The organism is Aeromonas sp. s1(2024) (genome assembly GCF_040908005.1).
Lineage (GTDB): Bacteria > Pseudomonadota > Gammaproteobacteria > Enterobacterales > Aeromonadaceae > Aeromonas > Aeromonas caviae.
Genome location: NZ_JBFOCW010000003.1, coordinates 71,595 through 91,983, shown reverse-complemented (window position 1 = coordinate 91,983; position 20,389 = coordinate 71,595). Strand labels below are relative to the sequence as shown.

Here is a 20,389-nt window from a genome sequence, read left to right as displayed (position 1 = left end):
TCGTACAGGTGATGGGGTTGGACCTAGTGTAGCGGGGAAGGGGGGCAAGATGACACCCGCCAGGCGTGCAGGGGAGAGCCACTCAGATCAGATGGGGCTCTCTTTGTGGAGTTCGGTGACGCAATCGGTCACCGCCAGCACCAGGGCGGAGCGCACCATCTGATCGAGCCGGTTGAGCTGCATCTGGTAGAGGGGCCAGTCCTCCTCGTTGGCCGGGGGATCCTGCGGCATCATGCTGCCCTGCTGGATGGCATTCAGGCGCTCGAGCAGATCGCGGACCGGCTTGTCGCTGAAGCGGTAATCCTTGGGGTCGCGTACCAGAAAGTCGCGGATCTTCAGGTATGCCTCGAGATCCTGATAGCGCTCGAGGGAGATGAGGCCGAGGGCGAAGATGAGCTTGAGGCGCACCTCCAGCTGGCCGAGGGGTCCGCTCTGGTTGAGCAGGGGTTCGATGGCGTATTTGACGGCATACTCCTCCTGACGAAAGGCTCGCCGCATCAGGGAGTCGACCGCCTCTTCCAGGATGGTCACGACCTCGAGAAAGAAGCCGCGGGGGCCATCCTGCTCGTTCAGTCGCTCCAGTACTTCATCTTCCTGGTGTGTGGTCATAAGTGCTTCGGGTCCGGCTGACAGGGGGAGAGCAGGCCCTCCCCCGGTTTGTATCGTATGGGGTCCGTCACGGGCGGTGTGACGCCACCCCATCAGGTCACTTCAAGTTGTTGTAACGGGCGACGATGGTGCGTACCACATCGCTGTGCTCATCCAGGCCGGTGACGCGGGCCAGTGTCCGTGCCGGACCAAGTTCCGCCAGCATGGCCTGCAGCTCCACCGCCTGGGGATCGTCCTCATTGCGGTAATGCAGTGCGGCGGCGATGCCCTCCTGCAGGTGATCGCTCGGCAGGCCGTACTCCAGGGTGCCGAGCAGCGGCTTCACCAGCCTGTCCCCCGCCGCCAGCTTGCGCAGCGGCTGGCGACCGACCCGGTCAATCTCGTCCACCAGGTAGGGGTTGGCGAAGCGGGAGAGGATCTTCTCGATGTAGGCGGCGTGCAGGCGCGGGTCGAAGCCGTAACGTTTCACCAGCACGGCCCCGCTCTCCTCCATGGCGCGGCGTACCTTGCTGCGGATCAGCGGATCCTCGATCGCCTCGCGCACGGTGTGATAGCCCCTGAGCTTGCCGAGGTAGGCGGTGACGATGTGGCCGGTGTTGAGGGTGAACAGCTTGCGCTCGACGAAGGCCATCAGGTTGTCGGTGGGCTCCATGCCTGCCACCTGGGGCAACTCCCCCTTGAACTGGGTCCGATCGACGATCCACTCGCTGAAGCTCTCCACCGTCACCTCCAGGGGATCGTCGTTCGCCGCGGCGGGCGGAACGATGCGATCCACCGCCGAGTCGACGAAGCCGACGCACTGCTCGAGGGTGGCATGATACGCGACCGGCAGGTACTTGAGTACCTCCTCCTTGAGGTGACTGGTGCCGCGCACCATGTTCTCGCAGGCGATGACGTTGAGGGGAGTCAGGTTGCCGGCATCGAAGCGGGCCTGCAGCCCCTTGGCCAGGGTGCTGGCAATCTTGTCCAGGATGTTGGGGCCGACCGCCGTGGTGACCAGATCGGCGGTGATGATACGGGCGATCACCTCGTGTCCGGCCGAGCTGACGGCGGCAACGTTGCGCACCACGTCCAGCTTCTGATCCGTGCCCACCACGTGCACCTTGTACTCCTGGCGGTGGTTGAGCTGGTCGATCAGGGTCTCGTTGACGTCGGCGAAGGTGACCTGATGGCTGGCGTCAGCCAGCAGTTTCCCGATGAAGCCCCGACCGATGTTGCCGGCACCAAAATGCAATGTTTTCATGATATTAACCTCTACAACCAAAGACGATGACGGATGATAACGCGGCCTGCTCGGCCCCCAGCAGATCCAGGAACTCCTGGGGATCCTGGGTGCTGGCCAGACGGTCGACGAGACCGGGCTCATCCAGTGCATTGGTCAGGCGGGTTATGACCTGTATGTGTTCATCGTTGCGGGCGGCAATGCCGATGACCAGGCGCGCTACCTCATCGGCGCCCTCGCCGAAGGCGACTCCGGCCGGGTACTGGCAGATGACGATGCCGGTACGCTTCACGTGCTCCTTGGCGGCGATGGTGCCGTGGGGCACGGCGATGGATTCGCCGAGGTAGGTGGAGACCAGCTGTTCGCGCTCCAGCATGGCGTCGACGTAGTCCGGTGCCACATAGCCTCGCTCGGCCAGCAGCTTGCCGGCGGTCACGATGGCCGCTTCCTTGCTCTCGGCCTTGAGGCCCAGGTGCACGTCCTGCAGGCTCAGGGTGAAAACTTCCGGCTCCTGCGGCTCGTAGCTGTCGTCGTTGGCCGCCACCAGCAGTTGCGGGTTGGCGACGTCATCGTTGGCCGCGTTGGCCAGGCTGAGGTTCTGCACCAGCTCCTGATAGAGGGCGTTGTCGAGGAAGTTGGTCAGCGAAATGTGCTGTGCATGCGGCGCATGGCGACGGGCACGGTCGGTGAGATCCTTGTGGGTGATGACCAGATCCACCTGATCGTCCAGGTTGTTGATGGCACGGTTGGTCACGCTGATGTCGAGACCGGCGGCCTGCACCCGCTTGCGCAGCATGCCGGCGCCCATGGCGCTGGAGCCCATGCCCGCATCGCAGGCGACGACGATGTTGCGCACTGCGGTCAGCTCGGTTTCCGGCTTCTTGGCGGCGGTGGTCTCGGGCTTGGCACCCTTCATGGCTTTCATCTTGCGGGTGGCTTCACCCAGGGCATCGGCCTCGTCGGCTTCCGGCTGCTGGGCACGGACGAACACGGCAGCGACCAGGAAGGAGACGGTGGCGGAGGCGACGATGGAGAGCAGCACCCCGATGAGGGAGGCTTTCGGCGTCATCAGCAGCACGGCGAAGATGGAGCCCGGGGAGGCGGGGGAGACCAGACCGGCGTTGAACAGGGTCAGGGTGAAGACCCCGGTCATGCCGCCTGCGATCACCGCCAGGATGAGGCGCGGGTTCATCAGCACGTACGGGAAGTAGATTTCGTGGATGCCGCCGAAGAAGTGGATGATGGACGCACCGGCTGCGGACTGCTTGGCGGCGCCACGGCCGAACACCATGTAGGCCAGCAGCACGCCCATGCCCGGACCCGGGTTCGCTTCGATCAGGAAGAAGATGGAGCGGCCCTGTTCGGTGGCTTGCTGGATCCCGAGCGGCGAGAAGATGCCGTGGTTGATGGCGTTGTTCAGGAACAGGATCTTGGCCGGCTCGACGAAAATGGAGGTCAGCGGCAGCAGGCTGTGGGCGACCAGGAAGTCGACACCACCGGCCAGGGCGCCGGAGAGCACCTTGACGAAGGGACCGATGACGAAGAAGGCGAGAATGGCGAGCAACATGCCGATGATGCCGGCGGAGAAGTTGTTCACCAGCATCTCGAAGCCGCTCTTGACGCGACCTTCCATCGCCTTGTCGAAGCGCTTGATGGCCCAGCCACCCAGCGGGCCGACCATCATGGCGCCCATGAACATGGGGATGTCGGTCCCCACGATGACGCCCATGGTGGTGATGGCACCGACCACGCCGCCGCGCTCACCACCCATCAGCTTGCCGCCGGTATAGCCGATGAGCAGCGGCAGCAGGTAGGTGATCATGGGACCGACCAGCTTGGCCAAGGTTTCATTGGGCAGCCAGCCAGTGGGGATGAAGAGGGCGGTGATGAAGCCCCAGGCGATGAAGGCGCCTATGTTGGGCATGACCATATTGGACAGGAAGCGTCCAAAATTCTGTATCTTGACTTTGGTATCCGGTGATAACATGTCGGGACCCCGTTTTAAGCCTGTGTGATTAAAAGTGGTAGTCGGGATGACGAGTTTTGCCGAACTCCCATCCCAGTCGTCTAAGCAACTTCAATCTACCAGCTTGTGATCAAATTAGGCTGAAAACGGGGTGTCTTGTGACCTGGATCTCAAATACCCCGACCTCCCCCCTCCCAACATAGTGATGACGATCACAGTCAGTCGCTGTATTTCGGCTACATTTCGATCTTCTCGCCTCTGGGTGTCAATTTTTTGTGATTTACGTCTCGTTTTGTGGTTTGCGCAAATACGGTGTCAACGTGACTATCGTCACAAAACCAAACTTTGCACTCAAATGAGTCATGGTTTGTCGCCTCGTATTCGCAAGTAATGACGATGGATATGCCGCAGTTCATCGTTAATCACCAATGAATCATTTATTTTGTAACCCACTTTCAGTTTTTCCCCCGAGAGGATCGGTTCTGAAAGGGCCTCTTGTGACGCCCGGGTGGCGGATCCTGATCCGCTCCCGTCTCGCTCCTCCCTGCCGGTCGCGACGCAGGCAGGGGCCTGCGAGCGGGTCTCCCATCCCGTCTGCCCGCGGAGCGCAGCCATAAAAAAAGCCCGCAGGATGCGGGCTTTTGCAGAGCAGACAAGCAGGGGGATCACTGCGCCTTGGGGGCCTCGTCGGCAGGCGCGGCATCGGCCTCGCTGGTCGGGGCGACCGGTGCCGGACCCGGCACCAGATCCACCGCCGGCTTGGCGATGAGGGAGCGGGTCTCTTCCACCGCCTCGGTCAGCTTCACCTCGATGATCTGGCCGAGCTCGTAGACCACCTCGGTCTTGTCCAGATAGACGCGACCGTTGTCCCAGTTGCACTCCAGCCGATCCTTGTTGTCCAGGATATGGCGGGCGGGCATGAACACCACGGCGCCGTTCTCCTGCAGGCGCAGCTTGAGGCCGGCGCGCATCACGTCGATGATCTCGGCGTTGAACACCTTGTCGGTGCCCGCATCGGCCTTGAGGTAGCGCACATAGAGCCAGTCGCCGATGTCGCGCTCCACCATGCGGTGCAGGCGGCGGCAGGCGGTCAGGTGCTCGGTCAGCTCCAGGCTGGGGCGCTCACCCGGGGTCTTGCCGGCGATGACCGCCTTGAGCAGGCGATGGTTGACCATGTCGCCGTATTTGCGGATGGGGGAGGTCCAGGTGGCGTAGGCATCCAGACCCAGGCCGTAGTGGGCGCCCGGTTCGGCGGACATCAGGGCATAGCTCTGGAAGCGGCGGATCTTGCCGTCCAGCCAGCGGGTGTCCAGGTTGTCTATCCAGCGGCGCAGGGCGCAGAAGCCGGAGAGACTCGCGATCTCTTCCTTCTCGAACGGGGCCTCGGCGGTCTTGAGCAGCTCGATGGCGCCGTCCAGGGACTCCTCGTCAAAGCCGGTGTGGACGTTGAAGATGCCGTAGCCGACCTCTTTGCCCAGCACGCGGCCAGCGCAGATGTTGGCGGCGATCATCGACTCTTCCACCATGCGGTTGGCGATGCGGCGCGGCTCCACGTGGATGGCCAGCACTTCGCCGTCTTCACCCAGCTCGAAGTCGTAGTCGGGTCTGTCCGGGAACACCAGGGCGTGCTCGGTACGCCACTTGATGCGGGCCTCCGTCATCGCCTTCATCAGGGGCAGCTGGGCCAGGACGCCGGCGTCGATATCCAGCGCTTTGCCGTGCTCGGCCCAGTCGGAGACGTCGTCATAGCTGAGACGGGCATGGGAATTGATGCGGGCGGCGAAGAACTCGGTCTCCTCCAGCAGCAGGCCATCCTCGGCGATGAGCAGACGGGCGCACAGGGTGTTGCGCTCCTCGCCCTCTTTCAGGGAGCAGAGCTCGTCGGAGAGGGTGCGCGGGATCATGGGTACGTTGCGTCCCGGCATGTAGACGGTGAAGGCGCGCTGGGCGGCCTCCTTGTCCAGCTCGCTCCCCTCGGCCACATAGGCGGTCGGGTCGGCGATGGCCACCAGCAGCTCCCAGCCGTTCTCCAGCTTGGTGATGGCCAGGGCATCGTCCATGTCCTTGGTCTTGGCACCGTCGATGGTGAAGAAGGGAACCTGGGTCAGATCCCGGCGGGGCAGCTCTTCCTCTTCGATCACCTTCCACTCCGGCAGGTCCGCCGGTTCAATCTGGGCCAGGTTGTGGCGTGCCAGCACCACCCACCAGGGCACGTTGTGATCTTCCTGGGTGGCGATGAGCTGGGTGATCTCGGCGGAGAAGTTGCCGTCCACCAGGGCATGGCGCTTGAGGGTGGCGACCACCCAGTCCCCTTCCTTGAAGGATTTCTCGTCCAGACCCTTCTTGGCGCGGGCCTTGATGGCGTCCTTGATGAGGGGGTGGTCGGGCACCACGTTGAGGCGGTCGCGGAACATCTTGACGCGGCCGACGAAGCGGGTGACGGCCTGCTCCAGCAGGGCATCCGGCTCGGCCACCTCTTTCTCTTTTTCAGTGCGGATCAGGGCGCTCACCCGGTCACCGTGCATCACCTTCTTCATGTAGGGAGGCGGCACGAAATAGCTGGTCTTCTCATCGACCTCCAGGAAGCCGAAGCCCCGATCGGAGGCGCGGATCACACCCTCTTTCTTGGGGATGTTTTCGCGGATTTGTTGCTTGAGCTGGGCCAGCAGCGGATTGTCTTGGAACATAAATGGGGAACCTGAGTGGAGACCTGATGGTTAATCGCCCAGCACTATACGTTTTTACCCCCCCAAAGCCAAGGTGAATGGCCCCCTCAACGGGGTTGCAGTGCCCGTCGCCCCTGCTGGATCAGGCGCTGGGATATCTGCTTGTGCAGCCCCCGCTCCAGCACCCAGCGGTGCCAGTAGAGCTGCTCGACCAGGTGGTGATCCGGGTTGAGATCGAGCAGGCGCCCCTCTTCCAGTTGCTGGCGGATCTGCAATTCCGGGATGAGGCAGCAGGCCAGCCCCTGCTCCGCCATGGCGACGAAGGCCTCGGAGGATCGCACCGTGTGGCAGGGGTAGCCACCGGGGGGGAGGGCGAAATGACGGGCCATGTAGCTGATGTGCATGTCGTCGCGCTGATCGAAGGCCACCGCCGGCGCCTTGGCCAGGGCCGCCGCCGTGAGGCCGTTCGGGAAGTGGCGGGCGACGAAGGCGGGGCTGGCGGTGAGCAGATAGCGCATCTCGCCGAGTTCGTCGACGCAGCAGCCCGCCAGCGGCTGGGGTTGCAGGCTGACGGCGCCGAACGCCTGCCCCTCGCGCACCCGGTCCAGGGTGCGGCTCTCGTCATCCACCAGCAGGTTCAGCTCGATGGGGTATTGCTCCAGCAGTGGCGCAAGGGCGGGCAGGAACCAGGTGGCCAGGCTGTCGGCATTGACGGCGATGCTGACCCGGATGGGGGCCCTGGGCTCGTCGGGGGAGAGCTCGCCGGCCAGCTCCAGCTCCAGCTGGCGCACCTGGCGATAGTGGGCCAGCAGCTTCTGGCCGAGCCCCGTGGCCTGCAGCGGCTGGCTGCGGATGATGAGCGGCTCCGCAAACTGCTGCTCCAGCTGCTTGATGCGCTGGGAGATGGCGGACTGGGTGATGTGCAGGCGCTGGGCGGCACGCTCGAAGTTTTGCTCCCGGATCACCGCGTCCAGGGCCAGCAGCAGCTTGTAGTCCAGCGTCTTCATCAGCATTCCTTATGAAAAAAGGGAGTTCAGCAAGAATGCTACTCAAGGGAGCGCCAGAGGACAACCTGACCGCCCCCATGGAGGGGGCCCGTGCCCGGGGCCGCCCCTGTGAGATGTGACAGTAGTCCTGGTATGAGATTCATAAGATACTCATCCGGTCCGTTTTTGCATGGGGTGGAAACGGACCATAGCGAGCGTCTTGAATCCCGGGCCGGTCCCGGGACTTTTTTTGCTCAGATGACGGCGAGCAGTGCATCCCCCGCCGGCCGGTAATGGCCCTGCAGGGGGCGATGCACGGCGCGGTCGAAACGCTCGTCCAGGTGGAAGCGGATGCCGACCCCGCGCACGGCCCCCAGATCCACCGCCTGGCGATGGCCGAGGCGCTCGATGGGCAGGCCGAGGCGGCGGAAGATGCGCTCCACCGGCAGGCTGACCACGGCCACCAGCTCGCGGATCCCCTGCTCCCTGGCGAAGGCCAGCACCTCGCGGAAGATGACGCAGGTGAGTTCGCTGATGCCGTTCTCCAGGCGAGGGGCCCGGTCGGCGTCGATGGCGAGGCGGGTCAGCTCCCACACGTCGTTGCCGCGCGGCGGGGCTTCGCCAGCGAGGGCGGTGGGGAAGATGCTGGGCAGCATGTAATCCTGGGCGCAGCTGAGCAGGCGGATGCAGCCGCACAGCCCCTGCTTGTCTTCAATCAGCACCCAGTGGGTGTCGGGCTTGTCGAAGTTGTCCCGCTCCAGGCCACGGCGGGATTCCACGTCCCAACCGAGTCGATCGGAGAAGACGCGGTTGCGAAATCGGTAGAGCTCGTTTTCGACCTCCCATCTGGGGTGTTCTTTCAATTTTCCTTTGAAAACAAGCATTCATGTCTCTCCATTTCATGGTTAGGCGCTATAATCCAAGGCCTTGGCCAGGGGAGGCTTGCCTATGACACGCGACCAACTGCTTGAGTACCTGGAACATTTCACGCTGGTGACCGATGGCAACCGGTTGTCCGAGCTCATCGGCCGCTTCACCCTGGGAATGGGTTACGACTACTACCGCTTCGCCCTCATCCTGCCCATGTCGATGCAAAGGCCCAAGGTGGTGCTGTTCAACCAGTGCCCCGACTCCTGGGTACAGGCCTACACCCTGAACAACATGCTGGCCTGCGATCCCATCATCCAGCTCGCCCGCAGGCAGACCCTGCCCATCTACTGGAACCGGCTGGACGAGAAGGCGCGCTTCCTGCAAGAGGGGAGCATGGATGTGATGGGGCTGGCGGCGGAATTCGGGTTGCGCAACGGCATCTCGTTCCCGCTGCACGGGGCGGCGGGGGAGAACGGCATACTCTCTTTCATCACCCGGGAGCGGGCGTCGAGCGATCTGATGCTGGAGTCCTCGCCCATCCTCTCCTGGATGTCCAACTACATCTTCGAGGCGGCGATCCGGATCGTGCGCCAGAGCATGAGGGAGGACGATCCCCAGGAGCCCCTGACGGAGCGGGAGACCGAGTGCCTGTTCTGGGCCAGCGAAGGGAAGACATCGGGGGAGATCGCCTGCATCCTCGGCATCACGGAGCGCACCGTGAACTACCACCTCAATCAGGTCACCCGCAAGACGGGGTCGATGAACCGCTACCAGGCCATCGCCAAGGGGGTGAGCAGCGGCATCCTGCTGCCGAACCTGGAGCAGGTGGTGGTCACCAACTTCCCCTCCCTGCTGCAGTGAATACAGGCCCGGCGGCACCGGCTCGTCGCCTGGCATCCCCTCTGTCGCCATCACCGCTGTCCTGCGCCGTCCCATCCTGCCGCCGATTCTCGGGGCGGGGCTGTGACCCCACAATTGTCAGATCCTGCAATTGACAACCTTCTTTGTGTGGTTTCGGCCCGGTTTTCATCAGTTTTATGAATGCATCAGAAAATGAATGAATTTCTCTGATTACCCGCGCCCCCTTATAGTGCGTTTCTCTCTTTCACAGGAACGCATCCCCATGTTCGCCACCACCCTGCAAGGCTTTACCCTCGGTCTTGCCATGATCATCCCCATCGGGGCCCAGAATGCCTTCGTGCTGAGCCGGGGCATTCACCGCAATCACCACCTGCTGACGGCGACCCTCTGCTGCCTGTGCGATCTCGTGCTGATCGGCATCGGGGTGTTCGGCGGGGCCAACCTGCTGGCGGCCAGCCCGATCGGCCTGGCCCTGCTGACCTGGGGCGGCGTGCTCTTCCTCGGCTGGTTCGGGGTGCGCTCCCTGCGCAGTGCCTGGCGCGGCCAGGAGGCGGCCCTGGCGGACTCGCCCCGGTTGATGGGGGTGAAGAGCGTGCTGGCCATGACCCTCGGAGTGACCCTGCTCAATCCCCACGTCTACCTGGATACCCTGATGCTGCTTGGCTCCTTCGGCAGCCAGTTTGCCGAGGAGCTCAGACCCGCCTTCGCGGCGGGGGCCATGCTGGCTTCTCTGGTCTGGTTCTACGGACTGGCGTTCGGGGCGGCGGCACTCTCCCCCTGGCTTGCCAGGGGCCGGGTGCAGCAAGCCATTGATCTTGTTGTAGGTCTCATCATGCTGGTGCTGGCGGTCAAGCTGGCATTGGGTGCCATACCGGCCTCATGAGGCTATTTTTGTGCCGGGCTTCATAAAAATGAGTCCCGGTGCCATCTGCTGACATATTCGTCTGTTAAATTCCCGGCGCTGGTAAAGCGTTACTCATAATAAAAGGGAAAAAACAGTGAATAACACCATGAAGCTGGGGGCTATTGCCGCCATCGTGCTGCTGTCTGCCTGCAGCAACGAGAATGACAGCAAGGCGCAGCCGGGGACCGTCTCCCTGCGCCTGATCCAGACCTCTGATATCCACTCCAACGTGCTGGGGTACGACTACTACCAGAACAAGGAGGATCGCAAGTTCGGCCTCTCCCGCACCGCCCTGCTGATCCGCGCCGCCCGCGCCGAGAACCCCAACAACCTGCTGCTCGACAACGGTGACCTCATTCAGGGCACGCCGCTGGCGGACTACATCTTCGAGCAATCCGGTGCCGGCTATCTCGAGAAGCAGGCGCACCCGGTGTTCAAGGCGATGAACGAGCTGGGCTACGACGCGGGCAACCTGGGCAACCACGAGTTCAACTACGGCCTGGACTACCTTGGCAAGGTACTGGCGGGAGCCGACTTCCCCTATGTGAACGCCAACGTGTTCGAGGCGGGGGCCTTCAAGCGCGATGCCAAGGGACAGATTGACTGGAGCGGCAACAAGTTCACCCCCTATCTGCTGCTGGAGCGCGAGGTGACCGATGACAAGGGCCAGCGCCAGCGCGTCAAGGTGGGCATCCTGGGTCTGACCCCGCCCCAGGTGCTGCAGTGGGACAAGCGTCATCTGGAGGGCAAGGTGGTGGTGGCCGACATGGTCGAGACCGCCAATCACTATGTGCCCGAGCTGCGCGCCAAGGGCGCCGACATCGTGGTGGTGGTGGCCCACACCGGCATCAATGCCAGCAGCTACGAGGCCATGATGGAGAACTCCGCCTGGCATCTGGCCAAGGTGAAGGGGGTGGACGCCCTGATGCTGGGCCACGCCCACAAGAACTTCCCCGGGGACTTCCCGGATCTGCCGGAGGTGGACAACCAGGCCGGTACCCTCAGCGGCATCCCCACCGTGATGCCCGGTTACTGGGGCAACCACCTCGGCATCATCGACCTCAAGCTGGAACAGGTGGACGGCAAGTGGCAGGTGAAGCAGAGCCAGGCCAGCCTGCGCAAGATAGACGCCAGCGAGGGCAGTGCGGTGGATCAGCGGGTGGTGGACCTGGTGCAGGCGGATCACGACGCCACCAACCAGTGGCTGGACGAGCCGCTCGGCAAGATCACCTCCCCCATCCACAGCTTCTTCGCCCTGGTGCAGGACGACCCCTCGGTGCAGCTGGTGAGCGATGCCCAGCGCCGCCACGCGGAGCAGTTGCAACAAGACGGCCTGCTCAAGGAGTCCTACCCCATCCTGTCGGTGGCGGCCCCCTTCCGTGGCGGTCGCAACGGCATCAACGACTTTACCTACGTGGCCCAGGGTGACATCTCCCTGCGCAACGTCTCCGACCTTTACATCTATCCGAACACCCTGCAGGTGGTCGAGGTGAACGGGGCCACCGTCAAGGAGTGGCTGGAGATGAGCGCTGGCCAGTTCAACCAGATCGACACCGGCAAGACCGGGGTGCAGTGGCTGGTGAACGAGAGCTTCCCCACCTACAACTTCGATGTGATTGACGGGGTCAACTACGAGGTGGACATCACCCAGCCGGCCCGCTATAGCAAGGACGGGGTCAAGGTGAGCGACGGCCAGCGCATCAGCGGCCTCACCTTCAACGGCCAGCCCGTGGACCCGGCCCAGAAGTTCTACGTGGTGACCAACAACTACCGCGCCAGCGGCGGCGGCCACTTCCCGGGCATCGACGGCAGCAACATCGTCCATGAAGATCCCTTCGAGACGCGGGAGATCATCGCCCAGTACCTGAAGGCCCAGTCTGCGGACAACCCGGCTGGCTTCAGCCCGGCGGCCAACAACAACTGGCACATGAAGGCCCTGCCCGCCAACGTGGACGTGCGCCTCTACTCCTCGCCGACCGACGAGGCCAAGGCCCTGGCGGGGGTGGATCTGTCGTACCAGTCCACCCTGCCGATGGATGACGCCAAGCACCCCGGCTACGCCATCTACCGCCTGATCCGCCAGTAAGGCAGACGCTGGCAGCCAACAAAAAAGCCCTCGCAGTGCGAGGGCTTTTTCATGGGGCGCGGTGCCATCCTGCCCTGTCGTCTGGACTTGCCCGGTCGACGGGGCGGGAGGGCATCAGTAGTAGCCGGGATCGTCCGGATTGGGGCGGGTCTTGAAGCGGCGGTGCAGCCACATGTACTGCTCCGGCGCCTTGCGCACGGCGGCTTCAATTTCGCGGTTGGCGCGGCTGGCATCCGCCATGTCGTCACCGCTCGGGTAGTCCGCGAGCGGGGCCCCGATATGCAGGGTGTAGCCCTCCCGGGTGCGGATGTTGTAGCAGGGCAGGGTGACGGTGTTCTTCACCCGGGCCAGGGTGGCGGTACCCGTGATGGTGGCGGCCTGCTCCACCGCGAAGTAGGGCACGAAGACGCTGGCATGGCTGCCGTAGTCGTGATCCGGTGCATACCAGAGGGCGTCGCCGTTGCGCAGCGCCTTGATCATCCCCTTCACGTCCATCCGGTCCACCAGGTATTTGTTGGAGGCGCAGCGACCGTGGTACTGGGCGTACTCCAGCACCGGATTGGTGTTGGGGCGATAGACACCGACCCCGGGGCGCACCAGGCCGAAGCAGCGGGCATTGAGCTCAAGGGTGAGGAAGTGGCAGGAGAGCAGCAGCATCCCCTGGCCCTTCTCCATGGCGTTGATGACGTGCTCTTCCCCTTCCACCTTCATCAGGCGGCGCATCCGCCAGTCTGGCCAGAACCAGGCCATGCCCACCTCGAAGATGGCGCAACCCACGCTCTCGAAGTTCTGCACCAGGAGGGCTTCGCGCTCATCCCGGCTGAGCTCGGGCATCGCCAGCTCCAGGTTGCGGCGGGCAATCTTGACGCGGGATTTCAGCAGTTTGCGGGCCAGGGTGCCGAGCTGGCGGCCCAGCCACATCTGGCTGCGCCAGGGCAGCAACACCAGCAGCCAGAGCAGGGAGAGGCCCAGCCAGCTCCCCCAGTAACGGGGATGGAACAGACGGGGTTCGAGGCGGGGAGCGTGTTCTTGGGCCATGAAGAGTCTCTTGTTCGCAAAGGCAAAGGGGGGAGTCCGACCGAACCGGGGGGCCTGTGTGGGGTGGCCCGGCGCGGATGCGGTCACTCGCATGTCGAGGATTCTATCCGAAAAGCGGGGGCGGGCGCGAATCGCCGTCATCTGGTCAGAGGGGGCATCAGGGCGCAGGGCCGTGCTTTTTTCACGCCCCGGAAAAGAGTGTGATAAAATCGGCCGCTGAATTTTTCAGGTTTTGAGAGCCGATACAGATGAAAATCACCCTGCCCGAGTTTGAAAAAGCCCGCATCCTGGTCGTTGGCGATGTCATGTTGGATCGCTACTGGCATGGCCCTACCGGCCGGATCTCCCCCGAGGCGCCGGTCCCCGTGGTCAAGGTCGAGCACATCGAGGAGCGTCCGGGTGGCGCCGCCAACGTGGCGCTCAACTCCGCCGCCCTCGGCGCCCAGGCCGTGCTGCTGGGCCTGACCGGTCAGGATGAAGCCGCCGATGCCCTCGCCAGCCAGATGGCCGGGGTCAAGGTGGCCTGTGATTTCGTGCGCCTGACCGACTATCCGACCATCACCAAGCTGCGGGTGCTGTCCCGCAACCAGCAACTGCTGCGCCTCGACTTCGAAGAGGCCTTCCACGACGTGGATGCCAGCCTGCTGATGGGCAAGGTGGAGCAGGCGCTGCCCCAGGCGGACGTGATGATCCTCTCCGACTACGGCAAGGGCGCCCTCAACGATGTGCCCGGCATGATCCGGCGTGCCCGCGCCGCCGGTATCCCCGTGCTGGTTGACCCCAAGGGGACCGATTTCGAGAAGTACCGCGGTGCCACCCTGCTGACCCCCAACATGTCCGAGTTCGAGGCCGTGGTGGGCAAGGTGAAGGGGGAAGAAGACCTGGTCGCCAGGGGGCTGGAGCTGGTCAAGCGCTTCGAGCTGGACGCCCTGCTGGTCACCCGTTCCGAGAACGGCATGACCCTGATCCGCGAAGGGCAGCCCGAGCTGCACCTGCCGGCCCAGGCCCACGAGGTCTATGACGTCACCGGTGCCGGTGACACCGTCATCTCCACCCTGGCGACTTCCCTTGCCGCAGGCAAGAGTCTGGATGAGGCCTGCGCCTTGGCCAACACCGCCGCCGGCATCGTGGTCGGCAAGCTGGGGACCTCCACCGTGAGCCCGGTGGAGCTGGCCAACGCCCTCTACACCGAGCAGGAGACCGGTTTTGGCGTCATGTCCGAGGCCCAGCTCAAGGTGGCCGTCCAGGCCGCCCGTCTGCGCGGCGAGAAGGTGGTGATGACCAACGGCTGCTTCGACATTCTGCACGCGGGTCATGTCTCCTATCTGGCCAATGCGGGCAAGCTGGGGGATCGCCTGATCGTGGCGGTGAACACCGACGAGTCCGTGCGTCGCCTCAAGGGGCCGGGTCGCCCGGTCAACCCGACCGAGCGCCGTATGACGGTGCTGGCGGCCCTGGGTGCCGTGGACTGGGTGGTCCCCTTCAGCGAAGACACTCCCCAGCGCCTGATCTCCGAGATCCTGCCAGACCTCCTGGTCAAGGGGGGCGACTACAAGCCCGAAGAGATCGCCGGTTACGCCGAGGTGACAGCCAATGGCGGCGAGGTGCGGGTGCTGAACTTCGAGGACGGCTGCTCCACCACCGACATCATCAAGACCATCCGCGAGCGCGGATAAGCGTAAAACCCGGCCAAGGCCGGGTTTTTTGATGGGGCTGCCGGGTCGGTGACATGGCCGCTGCCTGGCAGGCCCCGACCAACGCACTTCCAGCGGCGAACAGAGATGAAAAAGGCGACCCCGGGGTCGCCTTTTCTCATGGTGTGCGCCTGACTCAGGACTTCTTGGTGACCTGGGCGGCGGGCATCAGACCCTGGTTCACCTCTTCCAGATCCTTCTGCTCCAGGATGCCGGCGGCCTGCTTGAGGGAGAGGATGCTGAGGATGTAGTTGTAGCGGGCCTCGGAGAGCTTCTGCTTGGCCTGATACAGCTTGCGGGTGGAGTCCAGCACGTCGACGATGGTGCGGGTACCGACCTCGTAACCGGCTTCGGTCGCTTTCAGGGCGCTGTCGGCGGAGATGACGGACTGGCTGTAGGCGCGGACCGAGCCGATGCTGGCGTTCACGTTGTTGTAGGAGGAGCGGACCGTGCTCTGCACCGAGCGGAAGCTGCGCTCGAGCTGTTCGCTGGCGGCCACGTAGTTGAACTGTGCCTGCTTGACCTGGGAGGTGGTGGCCCCGCCGGTGTAGATGGGCAGCTTGAAGTTCAGGCCGATGTTGCCCTGATTGCTGTTGCTCTCGGGGTTGCGGATCTCGTCCTTGTAATCGTTGTAACCGGCGTTCAGGCCGGCGCCCAGATCCAGGGTCGGTTCATGACCGGTCTTGGCCAGATCGATCTGCTCCTTGGCGATGTCCTTGCCGATGCGGGCGCTGTGCAGCTCCAGGTTCTTGTCCAGGGCCAGTTCCAGCCACTTGTCGGAGTTGAACGCGGTCTTCTGCGGGCTGAAGCGATCGGTGTTGAGCACGTCCAGTTGACGGTGGTCGATACCGGTCAGCTCGCGCAGGCTCTCGTAGCTGTTGTCCAGGGTGTTCTCGGCATTGATCTCGTCCGCCAGCGCCTGATCACGCTCGGCCTCGGCCTCGTGCACGTCGGTGATGGCGGTCAGGCCCACTTCGAAGCGCTGCTGGGTCTGTTCAAGCTGACGCTCGACCGCGGTCTTGTTGGCACGCACGAATTCCAGGGTATCCATGGCCTTGAGCACGTCGAAGTAGGCCTGGGCGGTACGCAGCATCAGGTTCTGGTACTCGAGGTTGTAGGCCACGTCGGACTGGGTGGCGCTCTTCTCGGTCAGATCCAGGTTGACCCAGTTGCTGCGACGGTAGATGGATTGATCCAGGGTCACGGAGCCGGTAGCGCCCGTGTTGGTCATGGTGTCGTTCTTGTTTTGCAGGTAGTTCAGGCCGGCGCCCAGGTTGATCTGGGGCAGCAGGGCTGCACGGGATTCGTTGATCTTCTCGAAGGCCTGGTCCCGCTTGGCCTTGGATTCCAGCAGCTGGGTGTCCTTGATCTGGGCCTGTTGGTAAATATCGAGCAGGTTTTCGGCATGAGCGGCGCCGCTCACACCCAGCATCACCATGACTGACAAGAGTGTTCTTTTCATATGATAGTTTTAACCTTTTGTATCAACCCAAAGCTGTCCGCTGGATGAAGGGGGGATTGTCACCGACCAAGCTTGATTTCAGCTTAACCACTCTACTATAAGCAGATTTCATTGCGAACTGTCTCTTTTCCAGCTGCGGAAACGTCAAGGTCCGGGGCGAGTTTTCTCGGCAACGCGCCTAGCCAAATGCCCTGTGGCTGCTAAAATCCTTCCCTCATCGTCGGCGAGAGCGAGTGAATGAATGTTCATTCATGCCCCCGAATATTATGGTCAAACCAAGCCAAGTCAAGCTGGCAGGAGTCTCGAATGTCACAGCAAGCCTTGCCTCAAACCTGCCACTACTCCAGCGATGATGTGAAAATCATTGAAAAATCAGCTGGATATAATGGCTTCTTCAAGGTGAATGTCTACCGCCTGCAACACAGGCTGTTTGCCGGTGGCTGGAACGCCCCCATCGTCCGGGAACTGTTCGAACGTGGCCATGCCGCCGCCCTGCTGCCTTATGATCCGGTGCGGGACGAGATCGTGCTGGTGGAGCAGTTTCGCATCGGCGCCATGGAGACCAGCGCCACCCCCTGGCTGCTGGAGCTGGTGGCCGGCATCATCGATGAAGGGGAGACCGCCGAAGCAGTGGTGCGGCGCGAAGCGGTGGAAGAGGCAGGGATCGAGGTGGGACGCTGCGAACACGCCATCAGCTATCTGGTGAGCCCGGGTGGCAGCACCGAGCGCATCGAGGTGTTCGTGGGCGAGGTGGATTCCAGTCAGGCCAAGGGGATCCACGGTCTGGCGGAAGAGGGGGAAGACATCCGGGTCCACGTGGTGAGCCGCGAGCAGGCCTATGCCTGGCTCAAAGAGGGGCGCATCGACAATGCCGCCTCCGTCATCGCCCTGCAGTGGCTGGCCCTGAATCACGGCGAGCTGCGGGCACGCTGGCTGGCGGGGCGCTGAGGTGACGCTCGTTCAGACCCGGGTCAGGTGCCCTGTGTCCGACTGGAACACTGTGCAGTGGGTCCACCCTTCATGGACCCTGATTGAGGGAGCCGCGACATGTCATTAGTCCAGAGCCCGATGAAGCGCTATGTGCCTGATTTGATGTCCTTGCAGCGTACCTGCGAGGTCAATTACATGGCGCTGATGAAACTGTTGCCGCCCGGCGGCAGCGTGGGTGCCGAGCGCCGCTATCAGGTCGGCAACGGCCTGCAGTTCCAGCTCACGGTGACCGAGGAGAGCCGCTTCACCAGCCAGGTGATCCTGGCCCAGCACAACCCCGAATTGCCGAGCTACTTGCAAGCCCGGATAGAGATTCGTTTGTATCATGATGTGCGAATGGCGGAAGTGTGTGCGGCGCAACAGATTTCAATGTTGCAACCACGTTATGATTATCCCAATCAAAAAATGCATCACAGGGATGAAAAGGAGCAGGTAAATCTATTCTTGGCCGATTGGTTGAGATTTTGTCTCAAACACGGCACCAGCCTGATTAACATCCTCTAGTCGAACCCATAAAAAAGAAGCGTGATTTTGGAAACAGAGCTACCTCAGGCGCCGGACGGCAGTGTGCGCCTGTTACAGATTACCGATACCCATCTCTTCGCCAGTGCCGAGGGGCGGCTGCTGGCCGTGCCCACGGCGCAGAGTCTGGCCGCCGTGCTGGAGCGGGTGCAGGCCAACGAGCACCCGTTCGATCTCATCCTCGCCACCGGGGATCTCTCCCAGGATCACAGCCCGGAGTCCTACCAGCGCTTCGCCTCCATGATGGCGCCCCTGGCTCGCCCCATCTACTGGTTGCCCGGCAACCACGACGACGGCCCCCTGATGACCGAATACCTCCATGCGGCCGGCATCAGCGAGGCCAAGCAACTGGTGGGGGATCACTGGCAGGTGATCCTGCTGGACACCCAGGTGCGCGGCAAACCCCACGGGGTGCTGGGGGATCACCAGCTGGCGGCCCTGGATCAGGCCCTGCGCCAGCATCCCGAGCGCCACGCCCTGATCGCCCTGCACCATCAGGCGGTGCCGGTGGGCTGCGCCTGGCTGGATCAGCACAACCTCAAGAATGCCGACGACCTGTTCGCCGTGCTGGCCCGCCACCCGCAGCAGAAGACCATCCTGTTCGGCCACGTCCATCAGGAGTTTGACGAGGTGCACCACGGAGTGCGGCTCATCGCCAGCCCCTCTACCTGCATCCAGTTCAAGCCGCTCTCCGACGGTTTCGCACTGGACGAATCCGGCCCGGGCTGGCGCTATCTCACCCTGCACCCGGATGGCCGGGTGGCGAGTCAGGTGTGGCGCCTGCCGCTGGGGCAGTTCGTGCCCGACCCCAATGCCACCGGTTACTGAGGCGTTGCCATGAAGCCCGTCCTGCTCTATCTGCACGGTTTCAATTCATCCCCCGGCTCGGCCAAGGCGCAGCAGATGGCGGCCTGGGTGGCAGAGAACAGGCCCGATATCGAGGTGGTGATCCCGGCCCAGCCCAACACCCCGGCGGCCGCCTGGGCTGCCATCGAGCAGGCCATCGCCGACCTGAAGGCCCGCCACGGCAGCGCCCTGCGACTGGGCGCCGTGGGCAGCTCCCTCGGTGGCTTTATGGCAACGCGAGTGAGCGAGCGATACGGTTGCCGCGCCGCCCTCATCAACCCGGCGGTGCGCCCCCACGAGCTGCTCTGCGACTACCTCGGCCCCCAGACCAACCCCTACAGTGGCGAACGCTATGAACTGTTGCCCGGACACATGGACGAGCTGAGAGCGCTGGCGGTGCCGGTGACTGCTCCCGAGCGGCTCTGGGTGCTGCAACAGCAGGAGGACGAGGTGCTCGACTATCGCAAGGCGCTGGACGAATACCGCTTTGCCCGTCTCTCCCTGGAGTGCGGCGGCGATCACGCCTTCACAGGCTTCGAGCGCTACCCCGCCCAGATCGTCCGTTTCCTCGGGCTCTAGCCGTGCAGCCGCCGTTGGCCGCCTTCCTCGAACAGGTGCTGGCCACGGCCCAGGCGGGGCTCACCTATTCCCGCGATCCCTTCGACATCGCCCGCTTCGAGGCGCTGCGAGCGGCCACGGTGACGCTCATCGCCAGCCAGAGCGAGCTGGCCCCCGACGCCATCGGCGACTGGATTGCCCTCGACAGCGGCTATCCCACCCCCAAGCTCGATGTGCGGGCCTTCATTCAGAACGATGCGGGCCATGTCCTGCTGGTGCAGGAGCGCAGCGACGGCTGCTGGACTCTGCCCGGTGGCTGGTGTGATGTCGGCGATTCGCCGGCGGGGGCCGTGGTGCGGGAAGTGAGCGAGGAGACCGGCCTCGCCTGTCGGGCGGTGCAACTGCTGGCCCTGTTCGACAAGCTAAAGCACCCCCATCCCCCGCAGTTGCCCCACGCCCACAAGGCCTTCTTCCTGTGCGAGGTGACGGGGGGCGCTCTGCTTACCGACACCGATGAAACCAAAGGGGCGGGGTACTTCCCCATCGACGCCTTGCCCGAACTCTCCCGCCACCGGGTGGTGGCGTCCCAGTTGCGCACCCTGCATGACCATCTGTCGCAGGGGCGGGGGGATACCCTGTTCGATTAACCGGTTCGCAGCCTGACACTGCGGCAAGGAGGCAGCATGATCACACGCATCGGCAATACCCCCATCCAGAAGAAACACAAGGCGAGCTGCCACTGCGGCGCCGTGGTGCTGGAGCTGACCCTGCCGGATGGCGTGGTGGATCCGCGCCGCTGCGACTGCTCCTTCTGTCGGCGGCGTGGGGCCATCGTCGCCTCGGTGCCGCTGTCCGGCATCCGCATCCTGCAAGGGGAGGCGGCGCTTCGCTGCTACCAGTTCAACACCCGCACCGCGAAACACTACTTCTGCAGCGTCTGCGGCATCTACACCCATCACCAGCGCCGATCCAATCCGGCGGAATATGGCTACAACCTCGCCTGTCTGGAGGGGGTCAACCCGTTCGATCTGGGAGAGGTGCCGACCCGGGACGGGGTGCATCACCCGGCAGATACCGTAACCGATTGAACGCGAGGTGACTGCCCCGAC

At 63.5% G+C, this 20,389-nt stretch carries 18 protein-coding genes; 10 read left to right on the top strand and 8 right to left on the bottom strand.

Translation table 11 applies throughout. The features are described from left to right. Window positions 1-87: 87 nt before the first annotated feature. The 6 genes from AB5Y70_RS00835 to AB5Y70_RS00810 all read right to left on the bottom strand — a co-directional run bounded on the left by AB5Y70_RS00835 (window position 88) and on the right by AB5Y70_RS00810 (window position 8,333). Window positions 88-609, bottom strand: a complete 522-nt coding sequence (locus AB5Y70_RS00835; RefSeq protein WP_010672759.1) for an MltR family transcriptional regulator — start codon at window positions 607-609, stop codon at window positions 88-90. Between the two features lie 97 nt (window positions 610-706). After that, window positions 707-1,852: a mannitol-1-phosphate 5-dehydrogenase gene (locus AB5Y70_RS00830; RefSeq protein WP_042015428.1), complete on the bottom strand. Its 1,146-nt coding sequence runs from the start codon at window positions 1,850-1,852 to the stop codon at window positions 707-709. A gap of 4 nt (window positions 1,853-1,856) precedes the next feature. After that, window positions 1,857-3,818 (bottom strand): PTS mannitol transporter subunit IICBA, encoded by a 1,962-nt coding sequence (locus tag AB5Y70_RS00825; RefSeq protein WP_053288790.1) that lies wholly within the window; start codon window positions 3,816-3,818, stop codon window positions 1,857-1,859. Between the two features lie 644 nt (window positions 3,819-4,462). Beyond that, window positions 4,463-6,484 carry an exoribonuclease II gene (locus AB5Y70_RS00820; protein WP_049637234.1) on the bottom strand — a complete coding sequence of 674 codons (2,022 nt, stop codon included), beginning with the start codon at window positions 6,482-6,484 and terminating at the stop codon, window positions 4,463-4,465. 86 nt (window positions 6,485-6,570) lie between these two features. Beyond that, window positions 6,571-7,470 carry a LysR family transcriptional regulator ArgP gene (locus AB5Y70_RS00815; RefSeq protein ID WP_010672764.1) on the bottom strand — a complete coding sequence of 300 codons (900 nt, stop codon included), beginning with the start codon at window positions 7,468-7,470 and terminating at the stop codon, window positions 6,571-6,573. Between the two features lie 233 nt (window positions 7,471-7,703). Next, window positions 7,704-8,333 carry an acyl-homoserine-lactone synthase gene (locus tag AB5Y70_RS00810; RefSeq protein WP_029313613.1) on the bottom strand — a complete coding sequence of 210 codons (630 nt, stop codon included), beginning with the start codon at window positions 8,331-8,333 and terminating at the stop codon, window positions 7,704-7,706. Window positions 8,334-8,397: 64 nt separating this feature from the next. Between AB5Y70_RS00810 and AB5Y70_RS00805 the strand changes: the two genes are divergently transcribed. The 3 genes from AB5Y70_RS00805 (at window position 8,398) to AB5Y70_RS00795 (ending at window position 12,170) form a co-directional block, all read left to right on the top strand. Beyond that, the gene (locus AB5Y70_RS00805; protein ID WP_010672766.1) at window positions 8,398-9,180 is read left to right on the top strand and encodes a LuxR family transcriptional regulator; all 783 of its coding nucleotides are present in this window, start codon (window positions 8,398-8,400) and stop codon (window positions 9,178-9,180) included. 262 nt (window positions 9,181-9,442) lie between these two features. Next, window positions 9,443-10,063 (top strand): L-lysine exporter, encoded by a 621-nt coding sequence (gene lysE, locus AB5Y70_RS00800; RefSeq protein WP_049637233.1) that lies wholly within the window; start codon window positions 9,443-9,445, stop codon window positions 10,061-10,063. Window positions 10,064-10,190: 127 nt separating this feature from the next. After that, entirely contained in the window at window positions 10,191-12,170 is a 1,980-nt protein-coding gene (locus AB5Y70_RS00795; protein ID WP_049637232.1) for a bifunctional 2',3'-cyclic-nucleotide 2'-phosphodiesterase/3'-nucleotidase, read from the top strand. 114 nt (window positions 12,171-12,284) lie between these two features. Here AB5Y70_RS00795 and lpxL read toward each other — a convergent pair whose 3' ends face one another. After that, window positions 12,285-13,208, bottom strand: coding sequence for an LpxL/LpxP family Kdo(2)-lipid IV(A) lauroyl/palmitoleoyl acyltransferase (gene lpxL / locus AB5Y70_RS00790; RefSeq protein WP_010672769.1), 924 nt, complete (start codon window positions 13,206-13,208; stop codon window positions 12,285-12,287). Between the two features lie 248 nt (window positions 13,209-13,456). On the opposite strand from lpxL, the gene hldE reads away from it, so the two are divergent. Continuing rightward, window positions 13,457-14,884 carry a bifunctional D-glycero-beta-D-manno-heptose-7-phosphate kinase/D-glycero-beta-D-manno-heptose 1-phosphate adenylyltransferase HldE gene (gene hldE / locus AB5Y70_RS00785; RefSeq protein WP_043153992.1) on the top strand — a complete coding sequence of 476 codons (1,428 nt, stop codon included), beginning with the start codon at window positions 13,457-13,459 and terminating at the stop codon, window positions 14,882-14,884. A gap of 154 nt (window positions 14,885-15,038) precedes the next feature. Here the strand turns inward: hldE and tolC are convergent, their stop codons facing one another. Next, window positions 15,039-16,364 (bottom strand): outer membrane channel protein TolC, encoded by a 1,326-nt coding sequence (tolC, locus tag AB5Y70_RS00780; protein WP_029313618.1) that lies wholly within the window; start codon window positions 16,362-16,364, stop codon window positions 15,039-15,041. A gap of 306 nt (window positions 16,365-16,670) precedes the next feature. Between tolC and nudF the strand changes: the two genes are divergently transcribed. The 6 genes from nudF to AB5Y70_RS00750 all read left to right on the top strand — a co-directional run bounded on the left by nudF (window position 16,671) and on the right by AB5Y70_RS00750 (window position 20,368). Continuing rightward, window positions 16,671-17,312, top strand: a complete 642-nt coding sequence (gene nudF, locus AB5Y70_RS00775) for an ADP-ribose diphosphatase (protein WP_043153989.1) — start codon at window positions 16,671-16,673, stop codon at window positions 17,310-17,312. A 99-nt stretch (window positions 17,313-17,411) separates the two neighbouring features. Continuing rightward, the gene (locus AB5Y70_RS00770; RefSeq protein ID WP_039039758.1) at window positions 17,412-17,858 is read left to right on the top strand and encodes a DUF1249 domain-containing protein; all 447 of its coding nucleotides are present in this window, start codon (window positions 17,412-17,414) and stop codon (window positions 17,856-17,858) included. Window positions 17,859-17,885: 27 nt separating this feature from the next. Beyond that, window positions 17,886-18,704, top strand: a complete 819-nt coding sequence (gene cpdA / locus AB5Y70_RS00765; RefSeq protein WP_039039757.1) for a 3',5'-cyclic-AMP phosphodiesterase — start codon at window positions 17,886-17,888, stop codon at window positions 18,702-18,704. A 9-nt stretch (window positions 18,705-18,713) separates the two neighbouring features. Continuing rightward, on the top strand, window positions 18,714-19,301 hold the full coding sequence (locus AB5Y70_RS00760) for a YqiA/YcfP family alpha/beta fold hydrolase (RefSeq protein ID WP_041214383.1): 588 nt from the start codon (window positions 18,714-18,716) through the stop codon (window positions 19,299-19,301). A gap of 2 nt (window positions 19,302-19,303) precedes the next feature. After that, entirely contained in the window at window positions 19,304-19,927 is a 624-nt protein-coding gene (locus AB5Y70_RS00755; RefSeq protein WP_043153987.1) for an NUDIX hydrolase, read from the top strand. 36 nt (window positions 19,928-19,963) lie between these two features. Further along, window positions 19,964-20,368, top strand: coding sequence for a GFA family protein (locus AB5Y70_RS00750; RefSeq protein ID WP_043153985.1), 405 nt, complete (start codon window positions 19,964-19,966; stop codon window positions 20,366-20,368). The last annotated feature ends 21 nt before the right edge of the window (window positions 20,369-20,389 follow it).

Coding starts and splice junctions, on each gene's coding strand:
- AB5Y70_RS00825 (WP_053288790.1), bottom strand. CDS start 3,818: ATGTTATCACCGGATACCAAAGTCAAGATACAGAATTTTGGACGCTTC.
- AB5Y70_RS00835 (WP_010672759.1), bottom strand. CDS start 609: ATGACCACACACCAGGAAGATGAAGTACTGGAGCGACTGAACGAGCAG.
- nudF (WP_043153989.1), top strand. CDS start 16,671: ATGTCACAGCAAGCCTTGCCTCAAACCTGCCACTACTCCAGCGATGAT.
- AB5Y70_RS00760 (WP_041214383.1), top strand. CDS start 18,714: ATGAAGCCCGTCCTGCTCTATCTGCACGGTTTCAATTCATCCCCCGGC.
- AB5Y70_RS00750 (WP_043153985.1), top strand. CDS start 19,964: ATGATCACACGCATCGGCAATACCCCCATCCAGAAGAAACACAAGGCG.
- AB5Y70_RS00820 (WP_049637234.1), bottom strand. CDS start 6,484: ATGTTCCAAGACAATCCGCTGCTGGCCCAGCTCAAGCAACAAATCCGC.
- AB5Y70_RS00815 (WP_010672764.1), bottom strand. CDS start 7,470: ATGAAGACGCTGGACTACAAGCTGCTGCTGGCCCTGGACGCGGTGATC.
- AB5Y70_RS00830 (WP_042015428.1), bottom strand. CDS start 1,852: ATGAAAACATTGCATTTTGGTGCCGGCAACATCGGTCGGGGCTTCATC.
- lysE (WP_049637233.1), top strand. CDS start 9,443: ATGTTCGCCACCACCCTGCAAGGCTTTACCCTCGGTCTTGCCATGATC.
- hldE (WP_043153992.1), top strand. CDS start 13,457: ATGAAAATCACCCTGCCCGAGTTTGAAAAAGCCCGCATCCTGGTCGTT.
- tolC (WP_029313618.1), bottom strand. CDS start 16,364: ATGAAAAGAACACTCTTGTCAGTCATGGTGATGCTGGGTGTGAGCGGC.
- AB5Y70_RS00795 (WP_049637232.1), top strand. CDS start 10,191: ATGAAGCTGGGGGCTATTGCCGCCATCGTGCTGCTGTCTGCCTGCAGC.
- lpxL (WP_010672769.1), bottom strand. CDS start 13,208: ATGGCCCAAGAACACGCTCCCCGCCTCGAACCCCGTCTGTTCCATCCC.
- AB5Y70_RS00805 (WP_010672766.1), top strand. CDS start 8,398: ATGACACGCGACCAACTGCTTGAGTACCTGGAACATTTCACGCTGGTG.
- AB5Y70_RS00810 (WP_029313613.1), bottom strand. CDS start 8,333: ATGCTTGTTTTCAAAGGAAAATTGAAAGAACACCCCAGATGGGAGGTC.
- AB5Y70_RS00770 (WP_039039758.1), top strand. CDS start 17,412: ATGTCATTAGTCCAGAGCCCGATGAAGCGCTATGTGCCTGATTTGATG.